This window comes from Polaribacter sp. IC073 (assembly GCF_007997075.1).
In the GTDB taxonomy this organism is placed as follows: Bacteria; Bacteroidota; Bacteroidia; order Flavobacteriales; family Flavobacteriaceae; genus Polaribacter.
The window spans coordinates 502,468-527,210 of sequence record NZ_VORS01000002.1 but is presented as its reverse complement, the minus strand read 5'-3'; the positions used below and the strand labels follow the sequence as shown (position 1 = coordinate 527,210).

Here is a 24,743-nt window from a genome sequence, read left to right as displayed (position 1 = left end):
CAAAAACCTATGATTTAGGAGAAAAAGCAGTTGCTGGAATTTCAGGAAACGTTACTTTTTCTGAAAGAATAAATGGAGAAGCTTTGGCAGAAATAATGTTAAGCGGAACACCATCGGGAGGAGAACATCCAGCACACATTCATGCAAACACAGCTGCAGAAGGAGGAGGAATCTTGTTTTCTTTTACACCAATTAATGGAGATACAGGAATGAGCGCTACCAATTTGGCCGTTTTTAACGATGGCACTGCTTTTATGTACGCTGATATTAATGGGATTGATGGTTATGTAAATGTGCATTTAAGTTCAGATGATTTAGGAACGATTGTAGCGCAAGGAGATATCGGTCAGAATGATTTAACAGGAGATTCAAAAGTATATACATTGACTGAAAAAGACGTAATTACTATTTCAGGAATAGCTACATTTTACAAAAGAGTAAATGGTTCTGCATTGGCTGTTTTAGAGATTGAAAATACTCCAAACGGAGGAGAACACCCAGCACACATTCATGAAAATGATGCAGCAACTGGTGGAGCAATTGCATTTACATTTAATGCTGTTGACGGAGATACAGGTATAAGTAGCACACAAGTAGCGTCTTTAGATAATAATACTACAATTACTTATGATGAAATATTAACTTATAACGGTTATATAAATGTTCACCTTAGTGCATCTCAATTAGGTACAATAGTTGCGCAAGGTAATATAGGTTCTAATGAATAATTAAGTTTGCCCCTAAGAAATGTAAAACCCATCACGTTTTGATGGGTTTTCTTATTTTATGTGATTACTTTTGACTTCACTAAAGATAAGTTCAAGATAAAGCTAAAATTAACAAAAATGAAATTCACAAAAGCACTTTTCTATTTTTTATCGATAAGTATTCTAATTTCTTGTTCATCAGTAAAAGAAACTAAAAAAGATGATGGAAAAATAGATTTTACTTTTCTACAATTAAATGACGTCTATGAAATTGCACCCATTCAAGGAGGAGAATTTGGTGGAATGGCAAGAGTGGCAAAAGTGCACAAAGACTTGTTAAAAGAAAATAAAAATACCATGCTTTTTATGGCGGGAGATTTTCTGAATCCGTCATTAATAGGAACCCTAAAAGTTGATGGAGAACGTGTTCGAGGAAAACAAATGGTAGAAGTAATGAATGCGATGCATTTTGACTTGGTCGCTTTTGGTAATCATGAGTTTGATATTTCTCCAAAAGACCTTCAAAAAAGATTGAATGAAAGTACTTTTCCTTGGATTTCTGCCAACGTAAAACTAAAAACAAAAGAAGGTTCCATTCCTTTTTACAAAGAAGTAAATGGCGTAAAAAAAGAAGTCCATGAAACCTTTATAAAAGAGTTTATAGATAAAGATGGTACAAAAGTAAAAATAGGCTTTATAAGTGTTTGTATTCCGTCCAACCCTCAAGAACATTTAGAATATAGCAATATGTTTGTAAAGGCAAGAGCTTCTTACGCATCTTTAAAAGATAAAGTAGATGTTGTTTTTGGTCTTACGCATGTAAAACTAGCAAATGATAAAAGAATTGCAAAACTGATTCCCGAATTGCCATTAATTATGGGCGGACATGAACATACAAATAGCAATAATTTTATAGGGAATGTTCAAATATCTAAAGCAGATGCAAATGCGAAGACCGTTTATATTCATAGAGTTTCTTATGACAAAAAAACTAAAAAGACGGTAGTTAAATCAGAATTAAAAGAAATTAATACCAGTATAAGAGAAGATGAAAAAGTTGGGAAAATTGTAAATAAATGGCAAAATATTTTAAATGCTAAAATTAACGATATCATTAAAAATCCTTCAGAAATTATTTATAAGACAGCAATTCCCTTAGACGGTAGAGACGTCACTGTTAGAAGTACACAAAGTAATTTAGGCACAGTCATTGCCAAAGCAATGTCATTTGCTTATGATGATGAAATAGATGCGGCTCTTGTTAATGGCGGTTCTATTAGAATTGATGATCAATTAATAGGGAATGTAACAGCAGTAGATATTTTTAGAGTGTTGCCTTATGGTGGTGCTATTTTAAAAGTTGAAATTAAAGGAAGGTTGTTAAAACGTGTGTTAGATTACGGACAATTAGCTGCAGGAACTGGCGCTTATTTGCAGCGATATCAAATTCAACAAAAAGGAAAAAATTGGTTTATTGCTCAAAAACCATTAGATAGTGATAAAACGTACACAATTGCTTTTTCTGATTACTTATTAAAAGGATTTGATATTCCTTTTTTATCAGATAAAAGCACTGAAGTTTTTTCTATTTACACGCCAAAAGAAACTGAGTTGGCAAATGATATAAGAAAAGCAGTAGTGGCTTATTTAAAATCTAAATAAAAAGCACTCATTATTAAGTAGTTATATTTTTTATTAATTATTATTTTAATTTATTCTAAATAAGCTTTGTAAAAGTGGTTATGAATAGTATATTTGCACAAAATATCAAACACTATTTAAAACTAATCTAAATAAAATGAAAAAAGTACTTTTAACACTAGCTTTTGCCGCCTCTGTGATTTCATGCAGCAATAACGATATAGTTAATACAGTGGCCCCAACAACTTATAAATTTGAAAGAAACGAAAGTTCTTCTGTAAGTTTTAACGGACAAACAACAAGAATTAAAATGGGAGCAGAATTTGTTTCTGCCTTAAGAGCTACAACTGAAACAGTTGCTACTTTAAACGCTAAATTTGCACATTCTGAAGGAGAAAATAATTTTTTTGAAGAAGCATTAAATACGTCTTCTAAAAATATTAGAAGCAAAACAGCAGCATCAACCGATTTTTATTCTGCAAATACAACAGATGCTACTGCAATTAAAAATCAGTTTAATTCTTGGATAGCTGCTCAAGTAAATGATGTTTTTCCTAATTGGGATACAGCAGCATCTGCAGGAGTTGCAGGACAAATACAACAAGCTGGTGGTGGTTCTGTTAGATATGTAAATGAAAAAGGGGTAGAATACAACCAATTAATTGCCAAAGGTTTAATTGGAGCTGTAATGGTAGATCAAATTCTTAATAATTATTTGAGTACTGCTGTTTTAGATGCAGGAACTAATATTGTAGATAACAATGGAGATGTTTTATTACCTGGTAAAAATTACACTTCTATGGAACATAAGTGGGATGAAGCTTTTGGTTATTTATACGGTAATGAAGCAGATATAAGTGCACCAACTTATGAAGCAGATAAATTCTTAAATGAATATTTAGGTCAAGTAAATACAAATCCAAATTTTGCAGGCATCGATGTGGCGATATACAATGCTTTTAAATTAGGTAGAGCTGCAATTATAGAAAAAGATTACAATACTAGAGATGCGCAAGCAGCAATTTTAAAAGAAAAAATTTCTACGGTGATTGCAGTTAGAGGAATTCACTATTTACAAAGTGGTAAACTAAAATTAACTACAGACAAAGCAGCTGCTTTTCATGCACTATCTGAAGCTTTAGGTTTTGTATATAGTTTACAATTTACAAGAAAGCCTAATTCTACAGAGTCTTATTTTACAAAAGCAGAAGTAGATGGTTTTATGACCACTTTACAAGATGGGAATGGTTTTTGGGATGTTACAGACACTACCTTAGATGAAGTTTCTAATGCAATTGCAGCAAAATTTAGCTTTACAACAACACAAGCAGGAATATAAAACAAGAAGGTAATTATTTAACAAAAAGTAATCTTAACTGATTGCTTTTTGTTATTTTTGTATCTTTATTTAGAATAAATAGAAATAACATGTTTAAAAGATTTTTACTCCTTTTTATCTCAATAACTACAATGTATGCGTGTTCTTCATCTGATGGAGGAGAGCCCGTTGTAACAGATAGTTTTGATAGAAGTGCAATGTTGGTGAACATTGCAGATAATATTATAATACCTGCTTACGAAGATTTTAGTGCTAAAATGAGTGCTTTAAAAACTGCAGGAGAAACGTTTACTGCAACTCCTAATCAGACAAATTTAGAAGCTTTAAGAACTTCTTGGTTAACTACGTACAAAACTTGGCAGCACATTGAAATGTTTAATATTGGGAAAGCAGAAGAAATTCAGTTTTCATTTTATATGAATATTTATCCGTTAACAGTAAAAGATGTTGAAGACAATATTGCCAATGGAAGTTATGACTTAAATAGCGTTAATAACCACGATGCCCAAGGTTTTCCTGCATTAGACTATTTATTATATGGTGTTGCAGAATCAGATGCTAGTATTTTAGAAAAGTATACAACGGATACAAATAAGGTTAATTATAAGAAATACATTACAGATGTTTTGAACCAAATGAATACATTGACTATAAATGTAGTTTCAGATTTTAAAACACAAAGAAATACCTTTATAACAAGCACAGGAAATAATGCGACAAGTGTTGTAAATCAATTAATAAACGATTATATTTTTTACTACGAAAAAGGATTAAGAGCTACCAAGATTGGTATTCCTGCTAGTGTTTTTTCATCAACAATATTACCAGAAAAAGTAGAAGGATTCTATAAAAATGATATTTCTAAAGAATTAGCCCTAGAGGCTTTAATTGCTGTGAAAGGATTGTTTGAAGGAAAATATTATACGACTTCAACAGTAGGTATTGGTTTTAAAGATTATCTAATAAAGTTGAATAGAGTAGATATTGCAACAAGTATTTCCAATCAGTTTGATGTTGCAAAAGTTGAAATTAATACACTAAACAACAGTTTTTCTATACAAGTAAATACAGACAATACTGCAATGACAAAGTCTTATGACGAATTGCAAAAAGCAGTAGTTTTATTAAAAGTAGACATGTTACAAGCTTTTAATATTAATGTAGATTATGTGGATGCTGATGGAGATTAATCAAAATAATTTAAACTAAATAAATACCTGATTTTCTATTGAGTAATCAAAGAAAATCAGGTTTTTTTATGTTGAACAAAAGATTCAAATATAATTTTAAAGAACAAACAAGTAGTGCTCCTTTGGCAATATTTCGTTTGTTTTTTGGGTTGATGATGTTTGCAAGCATCATTCGTTTTTGGGCAAATGGTTGGATCAAAAAACTCTACTTAGAACCAACGTTTCATTTCTCTTACTTTGGCTTTGGTTGGATACAATCTCTGGGTAATTATACATATGCACTTTTTGTTATTTGTGGTTTGTCGGCACTTTTTGTCGCTTTTGGTTATAAATACAGAATTGCAATAATTACTTTTTTTCTATCATTTTTATATATAGAATTATTAGACAAAACCACGTATTTAAATCACTATTATTTTATAACAATTCTTAGTTTCTTACTTATTTTTCTACCCGCTAATGCTTATTTTTCGGCAGATGCTTTTATCAGAAAAAAACAATACAAACACATACCAAAATGGAGTATCGATAGTATTAAGCTGCTATTAGTAATTGTTTATTTTTATGCAGGTTTGGCAAAATTAAATTCAGATTGGTTATTTAGAGCAATGCCTTTAAAAATTTGGTTGCCATCTAAATATGATTTGCCTTTTATTGGAGAAAATTTAATGCAACAAAACTGGTTTCACTTTGCCATGAGTTGGTCTGGTATGTTGTATGATTTAGCAATTCCTTTTTTATTATTGTACAAAAGAACACGCTTTGTAGCCTTTCTATTTGTAGTTTTCTTTCATGTATTTACTAGAGTTTTGTTTCCAATAGGCATGTTTCCTTTTATTATGATTGTTTCTGCACTTATTTTCTTTGATGCGAAATTGCATCATCAAATTATAAACTTCATAAAAAAATACATTTTAAAAACGAAAAATACACTTGTATTAGTAAATGATTTCCATTTTTCGAATATGAAAAGAAAAGTACTTTTAGCTTTATTTGGTGTGTTTTTTGCGATTCAGATTTTGCTTCCTTTGCGATATTTATTGTATCCAGGAGAATTATTTTGGACAGAAGAAGGCTATCGTTTTTCATGGAGAGTGATGCTAATGGAAAAAGCTGGAAGTACTAATTTTAAAATAGTAGATTTAGAATCAGGTACTTATTTTAGGGTAAATAATGCCGATTTTTTAACCTCATTTCAAGAAAAACAAATGAGTTATCAACCAGATTTTATATTAGAATACGCACATTTTTTAGGCGATCATTTTAGAAAACAAGGGCATAAAAATGTTGGTGTTTTTGCAGACAGTTATGTCGCTTTAAATGGAAGATTAAGTACTCAATTTATTGATAAAAAAGTAGATTTATATCAACAAAAAGCATCTTTTAAGCATAAGAAATGGATACGACCATTTTCATCAGAAATAAAAATTAAAGGAATATAAATAATGAAATCAAAAATAATCGTTCTCTTTTTAATCTTTTTACAAACAGCTATTTACAGTCAATATAAAATAGCTGGTGTAGTTGTTTCAGAAGAAAATAAACCGATAAATAAAGTCCAGATTTATGATGAAACAGGACAGTTATTAGCACAAACAGGCATTCTAGGGAAATTTAATTTTTCAACAGAAAAGAAAGAAATGCCTTTAATTTTTTATGTAGAAGAGTTTCGTTTAAAAAATTTGTTTGTTCAATTAAAAGATTTTTCAAACTTAAAAGTAGTTTTAGAAACTTTTTCAGAGAATTTATCTGAAATTCAAATCAAAGCAAGAAAAGAACGCGTTTTTGAATTAAAGCGTTTAAAAGACGTAGAAGGAACTTCTATTTTTGCAGGAAAAAAGACTGAAGTCATTTTAGTAAATCAGTCTACGGCAAATTTAGCAACAAATAATGCGCGTCAGATTTTTAATCAAATTGCGGGTTTAAATATTTATCAGAATGACGATGCGGGTTTGCAATTAAATATTGGTGGTAGAGGATTAGACCCGAACAGAACTGCTAATTTTAATACAAGACAAAATGGATATGATATTAGTGCCGATGTTTTAGGATACCCAGAAAGCTATTATACGCCAGCAGCAGAAAGTTTAGACGAAATTCAGGTAATTAGAGGTGCGGCTTCATTGCAATACGGTACACAATTTGGCGGTTTGGTAAACTTTGTGACTAAAAAACCAACAAAAGAACAAGAGATTGTTTTTAGAAATACTGCGGGTAGTTCTGGTTTATTTACCAATTTTACAAGCTTGAGTAATACACAAGGAAAATGGAGTTATTATACATTTCTAAACTATAAAAAAGGAGACGGATTTAGACCAAATTCTAATTTCGAATCTAAAAATGCATTTGTACACGTAGGTTATCAATTCAATGAAAAAAGTAAACTTTCTTTAGAATTAACTGCTTTAGATTATTTGGCGCAGCAAGCTGGTGGTTTAACCGATGCCATGTTTAATGAAGATCCGTACCAAAGTAATAGAGCAAGAAATTGGTTTAAAGTGAAGTGGTTTTTATATAACTTAAAGTGGGAGCATAAATTCTCTAATAAAACCAATTTTTCTTTTAATTTCTTCGGATTAGATGCGTCTAGAGACGCTATTGGTTTTAGAACGAATAGAGTAAATCAAGTAGATCCTGGTTCAGAGAGAGATTTGATAAAAGGGACTTTCAAAAATTTTGGTTTTGAAACACGTTTGTTAAGTAAATATAATTTCTTTGATAAAAAAGCGACTTTTTTAATTGGTTCAAAATTTTACAAAGCAAATAATACAAATATGCAAGGTCCAGGTTCTGAAGGTTCTGATGCAGATTTCGGAATGCGCTTAGATGAATACCCTAATTATCCGAGACAATCCGATAGTAAGTTTCCAAATTTAAATGTGTCTTTATTCGGAGAAAATATTTTCTATATCAATAATAAATTATCTGTAACTCCGGGTTTTAGACTGGAATACATCAATACAAAAAGAGACGAAATTATAAAAGATATTGTTACAGATGCTGCAGGAAATGTAATTAAAGATAATTTAAGAAATGAAAATGACACCAATGAAAGAACGTTTGTTCTTTTAGGAGTTGGAACAAGTTATACATATAAAAAATCCTTAGAGTTTTATGGTAACATCTCCCAGAATTATAGATCTGTAACTTTCTCTGATATTAGTACCGCAAACCCTGCTTTTGAAACTTCAGCAGATATTGCAGATGAAAAAGGCTTTACAATTGATGCTGGTCTTAGAGGAAACTATAAAAACTTCTTTTCTTATGACGCCAATATTTTTGGAGTTTTTTATAACGATAGAATTAATATTTATACAAGAGCAGATGGTAAAGCTGAAAGAGATAATATTGGGGATGCAAGAATTGTAGGAGTTGAAAGTTTAATCGATTTTAATTTGAAGAAAGTTTTTGAGATGAATTCAGAGTATGTTTTTAATTACTTTATAAATTCATCATTTATTACTTCAGAATATACAAAATCAGAAAAAAATGGAGTTGTTGGCAATGAAGTTGAATTTATACCTAATATTAATATAAAAACAGGTATCCGTTTTGGATACAATAATTTTCTATCGAGCCTACAATATTCATATTTATCTAGTCAGTTTTCTGATGCTACAAATGCCCCAGAAGGAAGCATTAGTGGGGTCACAGGAGAAATACCTGCTTATAGTATTTTAGACTTTTCTACATCTTATACTTATAAGTTTGCAAAGTTAGAAGCGGGTGTAAATAATGTGTTAGATAGTTCTTATTTTACAAGAAGAGCAACAGGATATCCAGGACCAGGAATTATACCTTCTGCGCCAAGAAACTATTATGTTGGTTTAGAATTAAAATTCTAACGTTTAATTAATGTTTAAAATCAAAAAAAAACGTAAATTTGCACGCAATTAGACCTTAATTGCAACATGACAGCACACAACAACAAAATTTTAGGAGAAGGATTAACGTATGATGACGTACTATTAGTTCCTGCCTATTCAGAAATACTTCCTAGAGAAGTAAATATTCAAACAAAATTTACTAGAAATATTACAATTAACGTACCTATTGCTTCTGCAGCCATGGATACTGTTACAGAATCTGCAATGGCTATTGCTATTGCAAGAGAAGGTGGTATTGGTGTTTTACATAAAAATATGACTATTGAGCAACAAGCTCATGAAGTTAGAAGAGTAAAACGTGCAGAATCTGGTATGATTCTAGACCCTTTTACTTTGCCTTTAACAGCAACTGTTTTAGATGCAAAGGCAAGCATGCAAGAGCATAGTATTGGTGGAATTCCTATTGTTGATGACAACGGAATTTTAAAAGGAATTGTTACCAACAGAGACTTGCGTTTTGAGCATGACGGAAAAAAACCAATTGTAGATGTAATGACAAGTGAAAACTTGGTAACTGCAGCAGTGGGAACTTCTTTAAATGACGCTGAAAAAATTCTTCAAAATTATAAAATTGAAAAACTTTTAATTGTTGATGATGGCTACAAATTAAAAGGATTAATTACGTTTAGAGATATTACAAAAGTAACACAGAAACCAATTGCAAACAAAGATACTTTTGGTAGGTTAAGGGTTGCAGCTGCTTTAGGTGTTACTAGTGATGCTGTAGAAAGAGCACAAGCTTTGGTAAATGCAGGTGTAGATGCTGTAATTATAGATACTGCACATGGGCATACAAAAGGTGTGGTTACTGTTTTAAAGCAGGTAAAAGCAAAGTTCCCAGATTTAGATGTTGTTGTAGGAAATATAGCAACAGGTGCTGCTGCTAAATATTTAGTAGAAGCTGGTGCAGATGCTGTAAAAGTTGGTATTGGTCCTGGTTCTATTTGTACAACAAGAATTGTAGCAGGTGTTGGGTTTCCTCAATTTTCTGCAGTTTTAGAAGTTGCTGCCGCAATTAAAGGAAGTGGAGTTCCTGTAATTGCAGATGGCGGAATTCGTTATACAGGTGATATACCAAAAGCAATTGCTGCGGGTGCAGATTCTGTAATGTTAGGTTCTTTATTAGCAGGTTCAAAAGAATCTCCTGGTGAAACTATTATTTACGAAGGAAGGAAATTTAAGTCTTATAGAGGAATGGGATCTGTTGAAGCAATGAAACAAGGTTCTAAAGATCGCTATTTTCAAGATGTTGAAGCAGATATTAAGAAATTAGTTCCAGAAGGAATTGTGGGGAGAGTACCTTATAAAGGAGATTTAGATGAAAGTATTCACCAGTTTATTGGTGGTTTACGTGCAGGAATGGGGTATTGTGGTGCAAAAGACATAGAAACATTAAAAGAAACAGGGCAATTTGTAAGAATTACCGCAAGCGGAATTAATGAAAGCCATCCGCATGATGTTGCTATTACTAAAGAATCTCCGAATTATAGTAGAAGATAAAATTAGATTTTATATATTTTAAAAGCTCAAGAATAAAATTCTTGAGCTTTTTTTTTATTTTATTTTTTTTTCTAATCCGTGGAGATTAGCAAAGAGTTTCTGTTCTTAAATTATTACGAACTGACCATGCTTAATTTTGAAAATAAGGCTTGAGTTTTTGTGGTAAAAAATGATTCTCTTCGTTTTCCTTTTTTATGGGGCTCAACAATAGTTAAAACCATACACTTTAGTCTATTTCGCTTTAACTTCTATAAATTTTAGCGATGGTTTGCGTTAAAATAACAGACCAATGTCATTTTGTTTCAATATTATATTGCTTGGAGTACAAGATGTGGATATAAATTTTTAGAGGGAGATATTCAAAAAACAATGTAGAAAATTGTTAACTGAAATTTATTATCATATTAAAATGAGTTTTTAAGTTGATTATGTTAATCTAAATAGTCTTGTTCTAAAAATATAAGAGGTATTGTAAAGCGATTGAAATTGAACAACAAGAGTTTACTGCGCTCTTCAAGAAGTATAGGTGTCTACATTTTTGGGCAATCAGTTTTGGATGTTTGAGTAGAGGTAATATTATAGATGAGATGTTAGATTAGTATTGGGAATATCATTGTAAATAGAATAATGATAGTAATCACTTACTCTAGAGTAAACTTGTTAGATTTTATCCAACTCGCTTTAGTTCATTTAAGCAATTATTTTTAAAAGTAATTTTTCTTGTTATATACTAGTAAAAAAAAAGAATAAAGAAACGTAACGCTTTATTTAAATTGTACCTTTGCATAGAATTCATTTTTGATAGTTTAAATGATTTCGATTCCGTTAGAGAGTTTATGAAAAAGCTTATTAAAATACTTTTTTTATTATTTTGTACGTTCGTTTTTGGAGCTGAGGAAATAACATATGCTGGTTCGTCAGAAACTGAAAGAAAAACTGCATACGTAGGCAAGAAAAGTCAAAAAACAGAAGAAGTTAACTATCAAGAGATATCAATATGCGATTTTGACGTATTGATAGCTCAACAAGAACTCCCCAAATTTTTAAGTCTACCTATACAAGGATTTTGTTCTTCAAACAAAACAGGTCTTAGAAGTCAAATTAATTTACAATCAGAACACCAACTATATATGTTGTTTCAACATTTCATAGTTTACTTTTAATACAGTAGCAGCACTTTACATTCAATTCGTAACGTGTTCACACACTTTCTAAACTAATAGCCAAGTTTTTAAACCTACTTGCTATTCTAGTAATGGCATGCCTTTGTCTTAAATATCCAGCACGAAAATCTTCACCTTAGTGAACTTTCGTCTCGAGACAACTTGTGTAATAGTTTATAAAGAACATTCTTCAATATACAGTAATTAAATCACTTACATCGTGCTGTCTATAATTTAAGATAATAGAAAAGAGGTATTTCTTAGAGTACCGTTAAAACCCTTAATTTTAGTTTTTATCGGCTCTAAAAGAGACTTCTTTCTCTTTTCTCCATATTCAATATTAACCTTTAATACAATACTTATGCATTTAACAGCTAGAGAGACAGAGAAGCTTCTCATATTTATGGCAGGTGAACTCGCCGAAAAACGAAAGGCTCGAGGCCTAAAATTAAACTATCCAGAATCTATAGCACTAATTGGTAACCGGTTGCAAGAAGCTGCGCGAGATGGTAAAACAGTTGCGTCTTTAATGCAAGAAGGGGCTACCTATTTAACTAGAGAAGATGTTATGGAAGGAATTCCAGAAATGATTCACGATGTGCAAATAGAAGCCACTTTTCCAGACGGAACCAAATTGGTTACCGTACACAATCCTATACGCTAACCTTTAATAATAATACAATGATACCAGGAGAATACCTATTAAAAAAAGAAGCCATCGAGTGCAACTCGGGGCGAAAAGTGCTAAAATTAAAAGTTATTAATAAAGGAGACAGACCAGTACAAATAGGGTCTCATTATCACTTTTTTGAGGTGAATAGAGAAATGGAGTTCGACCGCGAAAAGGCATATGGACACCGTTTAAATATCCCTTCAGGAACTGCTGTTCGCTTTGAACCCGGAGAATCTACAAAAATTGAACTCGTAAGATTGGGAGGTAAACGCAACTCATTCGGATTAAACAATCTGTCTGTAGGTGATACGATGAATCCTCAAAATTTAAAAAGAGCCATGTTAAATGTAGAACACGAATCCTTTAAAAATAAAAAATCATGAGTTTAAAAATAGATAGAATTAAGTATGCCAATATGTACGGTCCTACAGTTGGCGATAAAATAAGATTAGGAGACACTGAACTATTTATTGAAATTGAAAAGGATTTCACGTATTATGGTGAAGAAAATAAATTTGGTGGTGGTAAAACCGTTCGTGATGGAATGGCACAATCTAGTACAGCAACCCGCGATAGTGGTGTTTTAGATTTAGTAATCTTAAACGCTACTGTTTTAGATCATTGGGGTATTGTAAAAGGGGATATCGGTATCAAAGACGGGAAAATTGTTGGTGTTGGAAAAGCCGGGAACCCTGATACGATGGAGAACGTTGATCTAAATATGATTATCGGTGCGTCTACCGAGGTACATAGTGGAGAAAACCTTATCGCAACGCCAGGAGGAATAGATTCACATATTCACTTTATATCACCACAACAAATAGAGCACGCTCTTTATAGTGGTATTACGACTATGATTGGTGGTGGAACAGGACCTTTCGACGGTACCAATGCCACAACCGTAACGCCAGGAGCTTGGAATATTGAACGTATGCTGCAAGCAACAGATAATCTTCCTATGAATATAGGATTCTTCGGAAAAGGAAATTGCTCTCATTTAGCGCCTTTAAAAGAACAAATTGAAGCTGGAGCATTAGGTTTAAAAATACACGAAGATTGGGGAGCAACCGCATCTGTTATAGATGCGGCATTAACAGTTGCCGATGAATATGATATTCAAGTAGCCCTGCACTCTGACACCTTAAATGAGGCTGGTTTTTTAGAAGATACTATCGATGCTATAAACGGAAGAACCATCCACACATTCCATACTGAAGGTGCAGGAGGTGGTCATGCGCCAGATATTATTAAAGCAGCAATGTATCCAAACGTATTGCCAGCTTCTACAAACCCTACGCGTCCATTTACTAAAAACACCATCGATGAGCATTTAGATATGCTAATGGTGTGTCACCATTTAAGTAAAAGCATCCCGGAAGATGTTGCTTTTGCCGATTCTAGAATTAGACCAGAAACCATCGCAGCCGAAGATATTCTTCAAGATATGGGCGTTTTTAGTATTATGAGTTCCGATTCGCAAGCTATGGGACGTGTTGGAGAAACCATCTCAAGAACATGGCAAACAGCGCATAAGAATAAGATTCAACAAGGGTTTTTAGAAGAAGATAAAGAAATGGAAGCTGATAACTTCCGTGCAAAACGTTATGTAGCTAAATACACGATTAATCCTGCGATTGCTCACGGTGTTTCTCATCATGTAGGTTCTATCGAACCAGGTAAAATGGCAGATCTTGTACTTTGGAAACCGGCTTTATTTGGTGCAAAACCAGAGATGATTGTTAAAGGAGGTATGTGTATTGCAAGTAAAATGGGAGATCCAAACGGGTCTATTCCAACACCACAACCCGTTATGATGCGTCCAATGTTTGGAGGTCTAGGTTCAGCGGTACATAAAACATGTGCAACTTTCGTTTCTAAAGCGGCAATGACTAATAATGTAAAAGAAAAATACGGATTGAAAAAGCAATTATTTGCGGTATCAAACTGTAGAAATATTTCTAAGAAAGATTTAATTCATAACGACAAAACACCAGTTATAGATGTTAATCCAGAAACTTATGAAGTAAAAGTAGATGGTGTAAAAGTAACCTGTGAGGCTATTGACACAGTGCCATTAGCACAACGTTACTTTTTATTTTAGTATTAATTTAAAACGATTCGGCACCTATATTACTGTCGAGTCGTTTTTTTTAAATGAAATGATAATATGCTTTGTAAAGAAGTTATAGGAAATATAAAAACCTATTCTGTAGGAAATAAAACAATAGATACACTGTCTTTGGAATGGTTTGAAATGACCAAGCGCATTATGCGTAAAAAGACAGAAGGAGGTCGTGAAGTGGCTATTAAGTTCTTAAAAGAAGGTCAGCGCTTGCATCAAGGAGACATTGTGTTAGAAGATGATAATACTTTGGTTATAGTCGATGTATTGCCCTGTGATAGTATACAAGTTACCCCAAGAAACATCGTAGAAATGGGGACTGTTTGCTACGAAATTGGTAATAAACATTTGCCTATTTTCATTCAAGACGAGAAAGTTCTAGTGCCTTACGAAAAGCCGCTAGAACGTCTATTAGAAGTTACAGGATATATCGTAGAAAAAAAACATTGCCAGTTACTTAATATGCTAAAAGCAAACATCGGGCATGCACACGGAAATGGAAATGATAGTCCGTCGCTATTCTCAAGAATTTTAGACCTCACAACAAAACAGTAAATAGTATGGCAAATAATAAACAAAAAATACTATTAGAGTTACTGCATATTTCAGACCCCACCTTGCCGATAGGAGGGTATTCTCATTCCAACGGATTGGAAACCTACATACAGCAAAACGTGGTTAGAGATGTGGAAAGTACGCGCGAATTTGTGCAAAATATGCTTCTTTATAACTTTAAATATAACGACGGTGTCTTTGTTCGTGACGTTTTTAGATATGGGTTAGAAAACAATTTAGAGGCTCTTTTAGAATTAGATAACGAAGCGCACGCTTTAAAAGCCCCAATGGAAGTACGCGACGGTAGTTTAAAATTAGGAACACGATTACTTAAAATCTATGTTAGATTACACGATTATGAAGTGATGCACGTGTTTTTCAATAAGGTGAAAAATAAAGAAACCCCAGGTCATTTTGCCGTTGTATTTGGAATGATTACGGCTCTTTTAGGGGCAGAAATCAAACCTGTGTTAAGCGCTTTTTATTATAACGCTGCTGTAAATATGGTGACTAACAGTGTTAAATTGGTGCCGCTTGGGCAAATGGACGGACAGGATATTTTATATAAAATGCACGATTTAATAGCGCAGGTTGTGGACGAAACATTAATACTAGATGAAGATATGCGCGGACTTTGTAATCCCGCATTCGATATTAGATGTATGCAACACGAAACCTTGTATTCAAGACTATATATGTCTTAAAAAATAATTAATAATCAAAAAATATCACATATAAAATGGAAGAGAGAAATTATATTAAAATAGGAGTTGCGGGGCCAGTAGGTTCAGGAAAAACAGCTTTAATTGAAAAGCTTTCACATAAAATAGCAAAAGAGTACAGTATTGGTGTTATCACCAACGATATCTACACGAAAGAAGATGCCGAGTACTTAACAAAAAACTCATTATTACCAGCCGATCGCATTATTGGCGTAGAAACAGGGGGCTGTCCGCATACTGCCATTCGTGAAGATGCTAGTATGAATTTGGAGGCTATCGACGAAATGGTTGACCGTCATCCAGAAATTGAAATAGTATTTATCGAAAGCGGTGGAGATAATCTTTCGGCAACGTTTAGTCCAGATTTAGCCGATGTAACCATTTTTGTGATTTCGGTGGCTGAAGGCGAAAAAATACCGCGCAAAGGGGGACCCGGAATTACGCGTTCAGACCTTTTAGTTATTAATAAGATCGATCTAGCACCTTACGTTAATGCCGATCTTGAGGTGATGCGTGCAGATTCCAGTAAAATGCGCCAAGGAACGCCTTTTGTGTTTACCGATTTAATGAGAGGAGACGGTTTAGAAGATGTTATCAATTGGATTAAAAAATATGCTTTAATAGAAGAGAAAGCATCTGAACCAGCACTAGAATACTAAAATATGGGACAATATAGTGTTGAAACTAGTCTGTATAGAGAGGTTACTATTTTAAAAGATACTTTTTTTACCCCGCCATTTAATGTGGTTGAGGTGCGAGAAGATAAAAGTAACCCGTTACTTGAAGTTATGATTATGAGTTCTTCACCAGGTTTTTTTAATCATGATCATTATAAAATAGATGTAAACGTTAAAAAAGAAACCTTGCTTAATATACAAACACAATCGTATCAACGGGTATACGACACGCCTGATGGCGCTAGGCAGGAAATGAATGTAAATATTGAGGAAAACGCATACTTTAGTCATTTACCACATCCTTCCGTGCCGCATAAAGGCGCTATTTTTAATAGTAAAAACACCATAAACCTCGCGGCAAATAGTGTTCTTGTTTGGGGTGAAATTTTGGCTTGTGGTCGTAAGTTGAATGGTGAATCGTTTGCCTTTATTAAATACAACAGTCTTACTGAAATTTATCGCGAAGGTAAATTGTTTTATAAAGACAATTTATATCTGAAACCTTCAGCGATAGATTTTAAATCGATTGGGCAATATGAGGAATTTACTTATCAAGCAAACTTTGTATGTATCGATCCTTTTCATTCTGTAAAAGAACATATAGAATTAATGACTACAGTGCTTGCAGAGGAAGATGATATGATTTTTGGAGTTTCAAAACTTTCGGAAGATGCTTGTGCTATAAGAGTCTTGGGTAATTCTGGAGAGCAGCTTTTTATAGCCTTAAAGAAAATACGAATACAATTAGATAATCAAGCGAATGCACTTCGCAAAAAAGAAATAGAGATTAAGTTAATATAGATATGGAATCAGAGTTAAATGTATTGTTAATAGCGGCAGTCTCAATTAGTGTGCTTCATACTCTAACTGGGCCAGATCATTACATCCCGTTTATAGCAATAGGAAAAGCTAAAAGTTGGACCCTTAAACGCACCGTTTTTTGGACTATTGTTTGTGGTATTGGTCACGTAATGAGTTCTGTAGTATTAGCCTTAGGTGGTGTTGCTATTGGGTTTTCTTTAAATAAATTATCGTGGTTTGAGGGTTTAAGAGGCGGTTTGGCGGCTTGGGCTTTATTTGTTTTTGGTGTGGTGTTTATGTTAGTAGGCTTATATCAAGCCTATCGTAATAAAAAGCATAAACATTTTGATGTGTATGATAGTGGCGATGTTTATGTTTACCAACACCAGCATAAGCAAGGTCCTGTTATGCCTTCAGAAAGAAAAAAGGTAACACCTTGGGTAATGTTTATTATCTTTTTATTAGGGCCTTGCGAACCAATGATTCCGTTGTTAACCTATCCGGCGATCATGAATTCTACTTATGGTATTTACCTTATTACCAGTGTGTTTTTGTTTTTTACCCTATTAATGATGGTGATAATGGTTGTTCTGGGTCACTATGGCTTTAAATTAATAAAAACAGATTTCTTCGAGAAATATATGACAGCTATAGCGGGAGGAACTATTGTAACATGTGGTGCAGGAATGATTTTCTTGGGCTGGTAATAATATTAAAATAAACAGATGATTAAAAAAATTAAACAATTTAGTGTAATTAACCTTAAAGGTATTGCTCAAATAATGCTGCAAGAGAATGCTATTACAGGGTTGCTTTTTCTTTTAGGTGTATTATACAACTCTTGGTTAATGGCAATCGGTTTAGTGATAGCAACAATAACCGGCAGCGTTTCAGGTTATTTACTTAGTAAAAAAAACCATAAAGCCCTTAATCAAGGGCTTTATGGTTTTAATGCGGCTTTAATAGGAATAATTATCGTCTATAAATACGGTTTATCCTGGGAGTCTGTTTTTTGTATTATTGTGGCTTCAGTGATTGCGACATTAATAATGCATTTCGCTATTATTAAAAACCTTCAGGTCTTTACATTTCCTTTTGTTGTGATGGGGTGGGTGGTTGTTTCGCTTGTGAATACAACAAATTTTATGCCTTTAGTACAGCATCCCACTGCCGAAGAGAATTTTTTACAAGAACCTACGGCTGAGATGTTTGAAGACGCGCTAGAGCAAGTCGGTATCGAGTACGACGATGATAGAATAGATGATGATCTTATTTTTTCCACGCACGGTTTCGGACAAGTAATGTTTCAAGGAAGTTTAATTGCGGGATTGTTATTTCTATTCGGAGTTTACGTTAACAAACCTATTGCCGCATTGTATGGCATTTTTGCTTCTATTTTGGCTATTTCAGTATCCCATTTACTTAATAGTCCCGAATCGTCAATAGATACAGGAATGTTTAGTTTTAATGCGGTGCTCTGTGCTCTCGCCTTTGCTGGAACCCGGCATAGAGATGGGTTTTGGGTAGTTTTAAGTACTGTAGTTACGGTGATTATAGATGACTATCTAATAAAAATAGGAGTGCCACCTTATACGTTTCCGTTTGTAGCTACAATGTGGATTTTATTGCTAACACGAAAAGGATTGATAATTGTTGAGAACGCTTTTCCATTAAAAAAAAGTTAAATAGAAAAGGATATTTACTACAAAAGGACTTTTGTTATGATAACTAATTAGGCTATCATCATTTATTCTTGGAAAATTATGCCACTGTAAATAGATTGTTTACCATTTGTGAATGTTAGAATTAATGGCCACAATAAACAAAAAGAGTGGTTGGGTGGTGATTGACATTTTGTTAATACTAATAAGATTACAACTCCTTTGTATTTGGAGTATTAAAAATACTACTTGGTCTTTTACATACAGCAGGTGCAGCGTTCTTGAATTTATAAGCTCAGGCACTCATATTTATTTTTTATGAGCAAGTTTATGCTAATTTTAGAGACAAAGGATTAGCTACAGAATTTGAGTAGGAAGTTGCAAATACACAATCAAATTGGTGGAAAATTTGGAATGGACTAATTTTGTCTATTTACCTTATCTTAATGATAAACAAGATGCAGGAGCTGTTGGAGGGTTCAATGGTAAATCTATAATAAATCTTATGAATTTAAAAGGAAGTAGCGATGAGCAGACCAACTTATAGAAATTTATTTCACCAGAAATGAGTAGGTATTTTTTGGTGATAAAACGAGCGAAATAATATGAAAACAAAATTTAAAACGGACGTTTTTAAGTATTTAGATAACTCAACTAAAACGATTACTTTCAAAATATTTTTATGGTGAGATAGAGGGTGAATTATTCTTTAAATTATGAATCTAACAGCATATTACCTAAGGCTCTGAAATATGAAATTTTTGATATTTAAGCGAAAAAATTATTAGCATATTAAAGTTGAACAAATCAGTTAAAATAGGTTTAGGTGCTAGAGAAGAAAAAAGTGGAAACTTTTTTAAAAGTACTATTTGCAGAATACTATAAGTTAATATACGTGCCTATAGATACATCTAAACCTACCTTAAATACTTTAGAAACTGCATTAAAAAAGGAATTTTATAACTTAGATATAGAAATTAAGTATGAAGAGTATTTTGGAGTATTGGAAGACATATTCACAAAAAAACCTCAAAAAGTAATAATGTTTTTAGGCTCTAACTTAGGAAGGAAGTCTTACAGCTGATATTTTTTTTAAAAATAAACTTAGTAATTCTTTGTGAGTAAGTGAAACAATTTTTTTAGGTTTAGATAGCATTAAATCTAAAGACATTGTATGTCTAGTATATAACGATAGTTAAGGTATTACAAAAGTATTTAATTTAAATTTATTGCATCGAATTAATAGATAATTTCATGCAGATTTAGATGTTTCGAATTTTGAACATCACCCAGAATACAAAGTGAAAACAAGTGTTGTAAAAAATACTGTTGAGTAAAAGAAATCAAACAGAAATATCACTAAAGTATAATGACAATACTTTACAATCGCTTTTAGAAAACACAAAATAGGTTCAGATTTCTAAAATCAAGGATTGTAATAATTATTAATAGCTCTATACTAGAGCGCGTTAAATTATGAAGCAATTAGTTATTTTAGTATTAGAAGCTAAAAGTACCTTGCTAAAATATTTAACACATTTATTTATAGTTTTTTTTTAAAAAAAAAAACATTGTTTTTTCTTGTACAGATTTATCTTTAATCAGCACAAGTAATAGTAATAAAGTTATCGATTTGACTTTGTTACAACGTAGTAATAATTTTTAAATAAAGTAATTTACCTCATATTATTTATACCGTTTTAACGCTTTTAACTCTCAACACATTATAATAATTTTAATAAGCAGGGTTCATAAATTTCATAATAAATGACCTGTTGTGTTTCTAAAAAAAATCAGGAGCCCAACAAAATAAATTAAGTCAAATTATAAAGAACATCAAAAAGAGATCGTAAGAGTAAAGTTTATCCCTTCATAAAGATAAACTGACTGTAAAGATTATTCAATTCAATACGCACCTTTGCAATATTTTCTAAATCATCTTTATCGGTGAAACTTAATAAGGCTTTTTCTCGTTCCCCAATCAATTTACATAACATGGGTAGGTTTTTACAGAATAAAGCATCGTGAACTTTTGGTTTTGATAATTCTTCCGAATCAAAAACTTTTTTTCGTTTTGATGATTTAGGTGTAATACCATGTAGCTTATTGTAGGTTATTTGTTGTTCGCGTCGTTTTTCAGATTCATCAATTGCTTGATGCATTGCATTCGTTACTTTATCGGCATATAAAATAGCCTTACCGTTGGTATTTCTTGCCACACGACCTATAATTTGAATTAATGCTTGTACAGAACGTAGAAAACCAGCTCGATCTGCATCGAGTATTGCTACCAAAGAAGCTTCTGGTATGTCCAAACCTTCTCGCAATAAATTAATACCGATTAACACATCAAACTCACCAGTTCTTAAAGCATCAATAATTTCAGTTCGTTTAGAAGTCTTGATGTCAGAATGAAGATATCGCACTCGAATGCCTTTTTTACTCATAAAATCTTTGAGTTCCTCTGCACTTTTCTTAGTTAAAGTCATTACTAAAATGCGTTCGTCTTTTGCAACTCGTTTATAGATTTCTGCTAACAAATCATCCATCCTATTTTTTGACGGTCGTACCTCTATCTCTGGATCCAATAAGCCCGTAGGGCGAATAATTTGATTAATGGTTTCTCCTTGCGAACGTTTGAGTTCATAGCTGCCAGGTGTGGCGGAAACAAAAATAGTCTGTGGTTTTAACTTTTCAAATTCTTCAAAGCTTAATGGACGATTATTCTTTGATGAGGGTAATCGAAATCCATATTCTATTAAATTATTTTTTCGACTTTGATCGCTGGCATGCATTGCAGATATTTGTGGTATCATAACGTGCGATTCATCTATAAACAATAAACTATCTTTCGGTAAATAATCTAGCAAGGTAGTTGGTGGTAATTTAGGGTCACGATCACTAAGGTAACTAGAGTAATTCTCTATGCCAGAACTGTATCCTTTTTGTTGCATCATTTCTACATCATCCATCGTGCGTTCATAAAGGCGGGCCGCTTCAACAAAGCGATTTTCATCGTTGAGCACTGCTACACGTAAATCTAATTCTTCAAGAATTTTTTCACTCGCAAGCATCAACTTATCTGGTGGTGTTGAATACAAGGTTTTAGGTGAGATTAAATAATTGTCTAATTCCTTAATAACTTGGCCACTAATAGGATCTATATCATAGAGTGCCTTTATGGTATTTGCAACAATTTCTATGCGTATAGCAAATTTTTCGGCGTCAGCAGGAAACACATCAATTGTGTGGTCATCTACCTGATACATTGCCCGTTTTAGTTTCTTTTTATTTTTTCCTTTTTTTTGTTCAGTATACCGAAGCTGATTTAAACGTTCTAATAGTAATTCCTTTTCAATTTCTGTATCTCGTGCTAATGGAATTTGAAGTGCTCTATATGCTTCAGGGCTACCTAGACCATAAACAGATGAAACAGATGCCACCACAATAACATCCTTGCGCTCAATTAATGATTTGGTTGTAGATAAACGCAGTCGTTCTAATTGCTCGTTAACCGCAGAGTTTTTACCTATAAACCGACTATTCCCAGGAATATACACTTCTGGCTGGTAGTAATCGTAATAGGAAACAAAGTATTCCACCGCATTTTCAGGGAAAAAAGCTTTCATTTCGCTGTATAACTGAGCAGCCAAAGTTTTATTATGTGCCAAGATTAAGGTTGGTCGTTTTAAACGATGTATAACATTTGCCATGGTAAATGTTTTACCAGAACCTGTAACTCCTTTTAAGGTTTGATGAGTTGCGCCATTATTTATACCAGCAATAAGTTTAGCAATGGCTTCAGGCTGATCACCTGAAGGTGTATAATTTGAATGTAAAATGAATGAATCTTGTCCCATAATTAACTATTTTTATTAATGGATTTTATTGAAATACAATAATCTGTTTTGTATTTTTCTGCTATTTGAGTATGAACTGCTCGAAACTTTATAATGAGAATAGGTTCTTTAGATTATTTGAGTTAGAAAGAATGATTATATTTTTTTGGGCGGAATAATATAGGTTAATGTGACTACAAATATTAACGCTAGTGCTAATTTGTAGTTAATAAAAATTAATAAAAAAGCAACAACTTCTACCAATGGTCCTTTTAACCAGTTTATTACTGCATCATTTATCAATTCTTTCTTTGTCTTTTTTGTTTTATATAAACCACTGTTGAATATTGCATAATGATAAAGCAATCTAAACGTTACAGCTTTAATAAAATAAGCACCAACCAATAACATTGTAGCAGTTTCTTGATTATGAACCTGCCCAAGTAATGCAGTTGGATAGACGATAAGTGAAAGTGAAAATAAAAACAATAGATTTAGCCAAATAAAAGTAGGGTCTACGGCTTTCATTTTACTAAACAGAATATGATGATTGAATAAATGTACTGCTATAACTAAAAAACTAATTCCATAGGGAATTAATTGTGGAACTAAATATTCTAGCAATTTAAAAATTGAATATTTTTTAGTTAAAAAATCTTCTGGTATTTCGAAAGCCATCACCAAAATTGTTATTAAAATAGCAATTACGCCGTCGCTAAAATTTTCTAACCTAGCCTTGTCTATACTTTTTTTGTCTGTCATATTAATATTGAATACTATTTATTTTCATATCTCTACTACCTTTAGGAGTTTTAAGTGTAATTACATCACCAATTTTTTTACTTCGTAATACCTTTGCTAATGGGGATAAAAAAGATATTTTATTTTTAGAAACATTAGCTTCATCTACACCTACTATCTGATATTGACATTCACAATTTTCTTCAAACTTAAAAAGCGTTATCGTTGCACCAAAGTGAATTTCACTTTGCGGTTGTGATTTTAAATTGATTATTTTTGCAGAATTAATACGGTCTTCAAGTAGGCTTAACTTGCTCGAAAGAAAGTTTATTTGTACTCGATTAATCTCATTAGATTGGGAGATTAATGTTTTTTGTTCTTCAATTAATATTTTTTGTTCTTCCTTTAATTCTTTTAAACCGTTCGCTGTGATATAATTATCAACTCCAAAAGGTAAATGGGCTCTTGGTGGTACAAAAGGAATTTCTTCTTGATCATCTTCTTTAACAAATCCTCTACTCATAATTTATTTAATTTTAAGAACAACCTTTCCTTTAGTATGTCCCTTTTTTACATAAAGTAAAGCGTTTAAAGTTTCATTTAGAGGAAATACCTTGTCAATGTTTATTTTTATTTTACCTGTTGCTACAAGTTCTTTAATTTCATGAAGTTGCTTTGCATTATCTCGCATAAAAAGAAGACTGTAAAATGCCGATTTCAACTTTATTTGTTTTGTTATTTTTCGTCTTTTAAATGCTAAAAATAACTGAATAATTTTATTTAGTTTCATACGGTTCGCAGTTTCAGCATCAACAGGCCCAACAAGTGTTATTACGCTCCCTTTGTTTTTTATTACTTTAAAGGCATCTTCTGTAAATTCGTTTCCAAGTGTATCTAAAACCATATCAATATCTTTTACAATTGCTCTATAGTCTACAGTTTTGTAATCAATTACTCTATCTGCTCCAAGTTCTTTAACCCATTTCACATTCTCTGTACTTGTAGTTGTGTACAAATAAGCTCCAATTGATTTTGCATATTGAATGGCAAAAGAACCAACTCCACCAGAGCCAGCATGTATTAAAATAGATTCACTAGATTTTAGCTTTCCTCTCTTTAAGGCTTGAATCGCTGTAAGCCCCACAAGTGGTAAACTGGCAGCTTCTTCAAAACTTATATTCTTGGGTTTTAGACCAATAAGATTTTTATTTATTGCAACAAATTCAGTAAAGGTTCCTTGTTTTTTTACTTTAGAAAATATTTCGTCTCCAATATTAAAATCTGTTACATGCTCTCCTTTTTCTATTATAACACCACTAATATCATACCCTAAAGTAGCTGGTAGTTTAAAGGTACTTACACTTTTTAAATCCCCTTCAATAACTTTAATATCTAAAGGGTTTACGCCAGCAGCATACGTTTCAATTAAGACTTCGTTTTTGTTAATAATTGGTTTTTCAATTTCAGAAACCTTTATACTTTTTGAAACTTCACCATAGCCTGTAAATTGTACTGCTTTCATAAT

General features: G+C 32.5%; 20 protein-coding genes and 1 pseudogene. 17 read left to right on the top strand and 4 right to left on the bottom strand.

Features of this window, described 5'->3' with window-relative positions:
- From ES045_RS05185 to ES045_RS05100, 17 genes and pseudogenes are all read left to right on the top strand, one after another.
- Window positions 1–728, top strand: a pseudogene (locus tag ES045_RS05185) (CHRD domain-containing protein); the annotation flags it as partial.
- A 117-nt stretch (window positions 729–845) separates the two neighbouring features.
- Window positions 846–2,369 carry a bifunctional metallophosphatase/5'-nucleotidase gene (locus ES045_RS05180; RefSeq protein WP_147113401.1) on the top strand — a complete coding sequence of 508 codons (1,524 nt, stop codon included), beginning with the start codon at window positions 846–848 and terminating at the stop codon, window positions 2,367–2,369.
- Between the two features lie 136 nt (window positions 2,370–2,505).
- Window positions 2,506–3,687 (top strand): DUF4856 domain-containing protein, encoded by a 1,182-nt coding sequence (locus ES045_RS05175; protein ID WP_147113398.1) that lies wholly within the window; start codon window positions 2,506–2,508, stop codon window positions 3,685–3,687.
- 89 nt (window positions 3,688–3,776) lie between these two features.
- Window positions 3,777–4,877 (top strand): imelysin family protein, encoded by a 1,101-nt coding sequence (locus ES045_RS05170; protein WP_147113396.1) that lies wholly within the window; start codon window positions 3,777–3,779, stop codon window positions 4,875–4,877.
- Between the two features lie 68 nt (window positions 4,878–4,945).
- The gene (locus ES045_RS05165) at window positions 4,946–6,319 is read left to right on the top strand and encodes an HTTM domain-containing protein (protein ID WP_147113394.1); all 1,374 of its coding nucleotides are present in this window, start codon (window positions 4,946–4,948) and stop codon (window positions 6,317–6,319) included.
- A 3-nt stretch (window positions 6,320–6,322) separates the two neighbouring features.
- The gene (locus ES045_RS05160; RefSeq protein ID WP_147113391.1) at window positions 6,323–8,722 is read left to right on the top strand and encodes a TonB-dependent receptor family protein; all 2,400 of its coding nucleotides are present in this window, start codon (window positions 6,323–6,325) and stop codon (window positions 8,720–8,722) included.
- Window positions 8,723–8,788: 66 nt separating this feature from the next.
- Complete coding sequence (gene guaB / locus ES045_RS05155; protein ID WP_147113388.1) at window positions 8,789–10,264, top strand: IMP dehydrogenase; 1,476 nt, start codon at window positions 8,789–8,791, stop codon at window positions 10,262–10,264.
- Between the two features lie 1,524 nt (window positions 10,265–11,788).
- Window positions 11,789–12,091, top strand: coding sequence for an urease subunit gamma (gene ureA, locus ES045_RS05145; RefSeq protein WP_147113385.1), 303 nt, complete (start codon window positions 11,789–11,791; stop codon window positions 12,089–12,091).
- Window positions 12,092–12,108: 17 nt separating this feature from the next.
- The gene (locus ES045_RS05140; RefSeq protein WP_147113382.1) at window positions 12,109–12,483 is read left to right on the top strand and encodes an urease subunit beta; all 375 of its coding nucleotides are present in this window, start codon (window positions 12,109–12,111) and stop codon (window positions 12,481–12,483) included.
- Window positions 12,480–14,201: an urease subunit alpha gene (gene ureC, locus ES045_RS05135; RefSeq protein ID WP_147113379.1), complete on the top strand. Its 1,722-nt coding sequence runs from the start codon at window positions 12,480–12,482 to the stop codon at window positions 14,199–14,201. Before ES045_RS05140 ends, ureC begins: the two co-directional genes overlap by 4 nt.
- A gap of 66 nt (window positions 14,202–14,267) precedes the next feature.
- Entirely contained in the window at window positions 14,268–14,777 is a 510-nt protein-coding gene (gene ureE, locus ES045_RS05130; RefSeq protein ID WP_147113376.1) for an urease accessory protein UreE, read from the top strand.
- Window positions 14,778–14,782: 5 nt separating this feature from the next.
- The gene (locus ES045_RS05125; protein WP_147113373.1) at window positions 14,783–15,481 is read left to right on the top strand and encodes an urease accessory protein UreF; all 699 of its coding nucleotides are present in this window, start codon (window positions 14,783–14,785) and stop codon (window positions 15,479–15,481) included.
- Between the two features lie 35 nt (window positions 15,482–15,516).
- Window positions 15,517–16,158 (top strand): urease accessory protein UreG, encoded by a 642-nt coding sequence (gene ureG / locus ES045_RS05120; protein WP_147113370.1) that lies wholly within the window; start codon window positions 15,517–15,519, stop codon window positions 16,156–16,158.
- Between the two features lie 3 nt (window positions 16,159–16,161).
- Window positions 16,162–16,977: an urease accessory protein UreD gene (locus ES045_RS05115; RefSeq protein ID WP_147113368.1), complete on the top strand. Its 816-nt coding sequence runs from the start codon at window positions 16,162–16,164 to the stop codon at window positions 16,975–16,977.
- Between the two features lie 2 nt (window positions 16,978–16,979).
- Window positions 16,980–17,684 carry a hypothetical protein gene (locus tag ES045_RS05110; RefSeq protein ID WP_147113365.1) on the top strand — a complete coding sequence of 235 codons (705 nt, stop codon included), beginning with the start codon at window positions 16,980–16,982 and terminating at the stop codon, window positions 17,682–17,684.
- Window positions 17,685–17,702: 18 nt separating this feature from the next.
- Window positions 17,703–18,662 (top strand): urea transporter, encoded by a 960-nt coding sequence (locus tag ES045_RS05105; protein WP_147113362.1) that lies wholly within the window; start codon window positions 17,703–17,705, stop codon window positions 18,660–18,662.
- 802 nt (window positions 18,663–19,464) lie between these two features.
- The gene (locus ES045_RS05100; protein ID WP_147113359.1) at window positions 19,465–19,722 is read left to right on the top strand and encodes an L-histidine N(alpha)-methyltransferase; all 258 of its coding nucleotides are present in this window, start codon (window positions 19,465–19,467) and stop codon (window positions 19,720–19,722) included.
- Between the two features lie 778 nt (window positions 19,723–20,500).
- On the opposite strand, the gene uvrB is transcribed toward ES045_RS05100, so the two are convergent.
- The 4 genes from uvrB to ES045_RS05080 form a co-directional block, all read right to left on the bottom strand.
- Window positions 20,501–22,498, bottom strand: a complete 1,998-nt coding sequence (gene uvrB, locus ES045_RS05095; protein WP_147113356.1) for an excinuclease ABC subunit UvrB — start codon at window positions 22,496–22,498, stop codon at window positions 20,501–20,503.
- 135 nt (window positions 22,499–22,633) lie between these two features.
- Window positions 22,634–23,239 (bottom strand): TMEM175 family protein, encoded by a 606-nt coding sequence (locus ES045_RS05090; RefSeq protein ID WP_147113353.1) that lies wholly within the window; start codon window positions 23,237–23,239, stop codon window positions 22,634–22,636.
- Between the two features lies 1 nt (window position 23,240).
- Window positions 23,241–23,741, bottom strand: coding sequence for a GreA/GreB family elongation factor (locus tag ES045_RS05085; RefSeq protein ID WP_147113352.1), 501 nt, complete (start codon window positions 23,739–23,741; stop codon window positions 23,241–23,243).
- Window positions 23,742–23,744: 3 nt separating this feature from the next.
- Window positions 23,745–24,740, bottom strand: coding sequence for an NADP-dependent oxidoreductase (locus ES045_RS05080; protein WP_147113349.1), 996 nt, complete (start codon window positions 24,738–24,740; stop codon window positions 23,745–23,747).
- Between the last annotated feature and the right edge of the window lie 3 nt (window positions 24,741–24,743).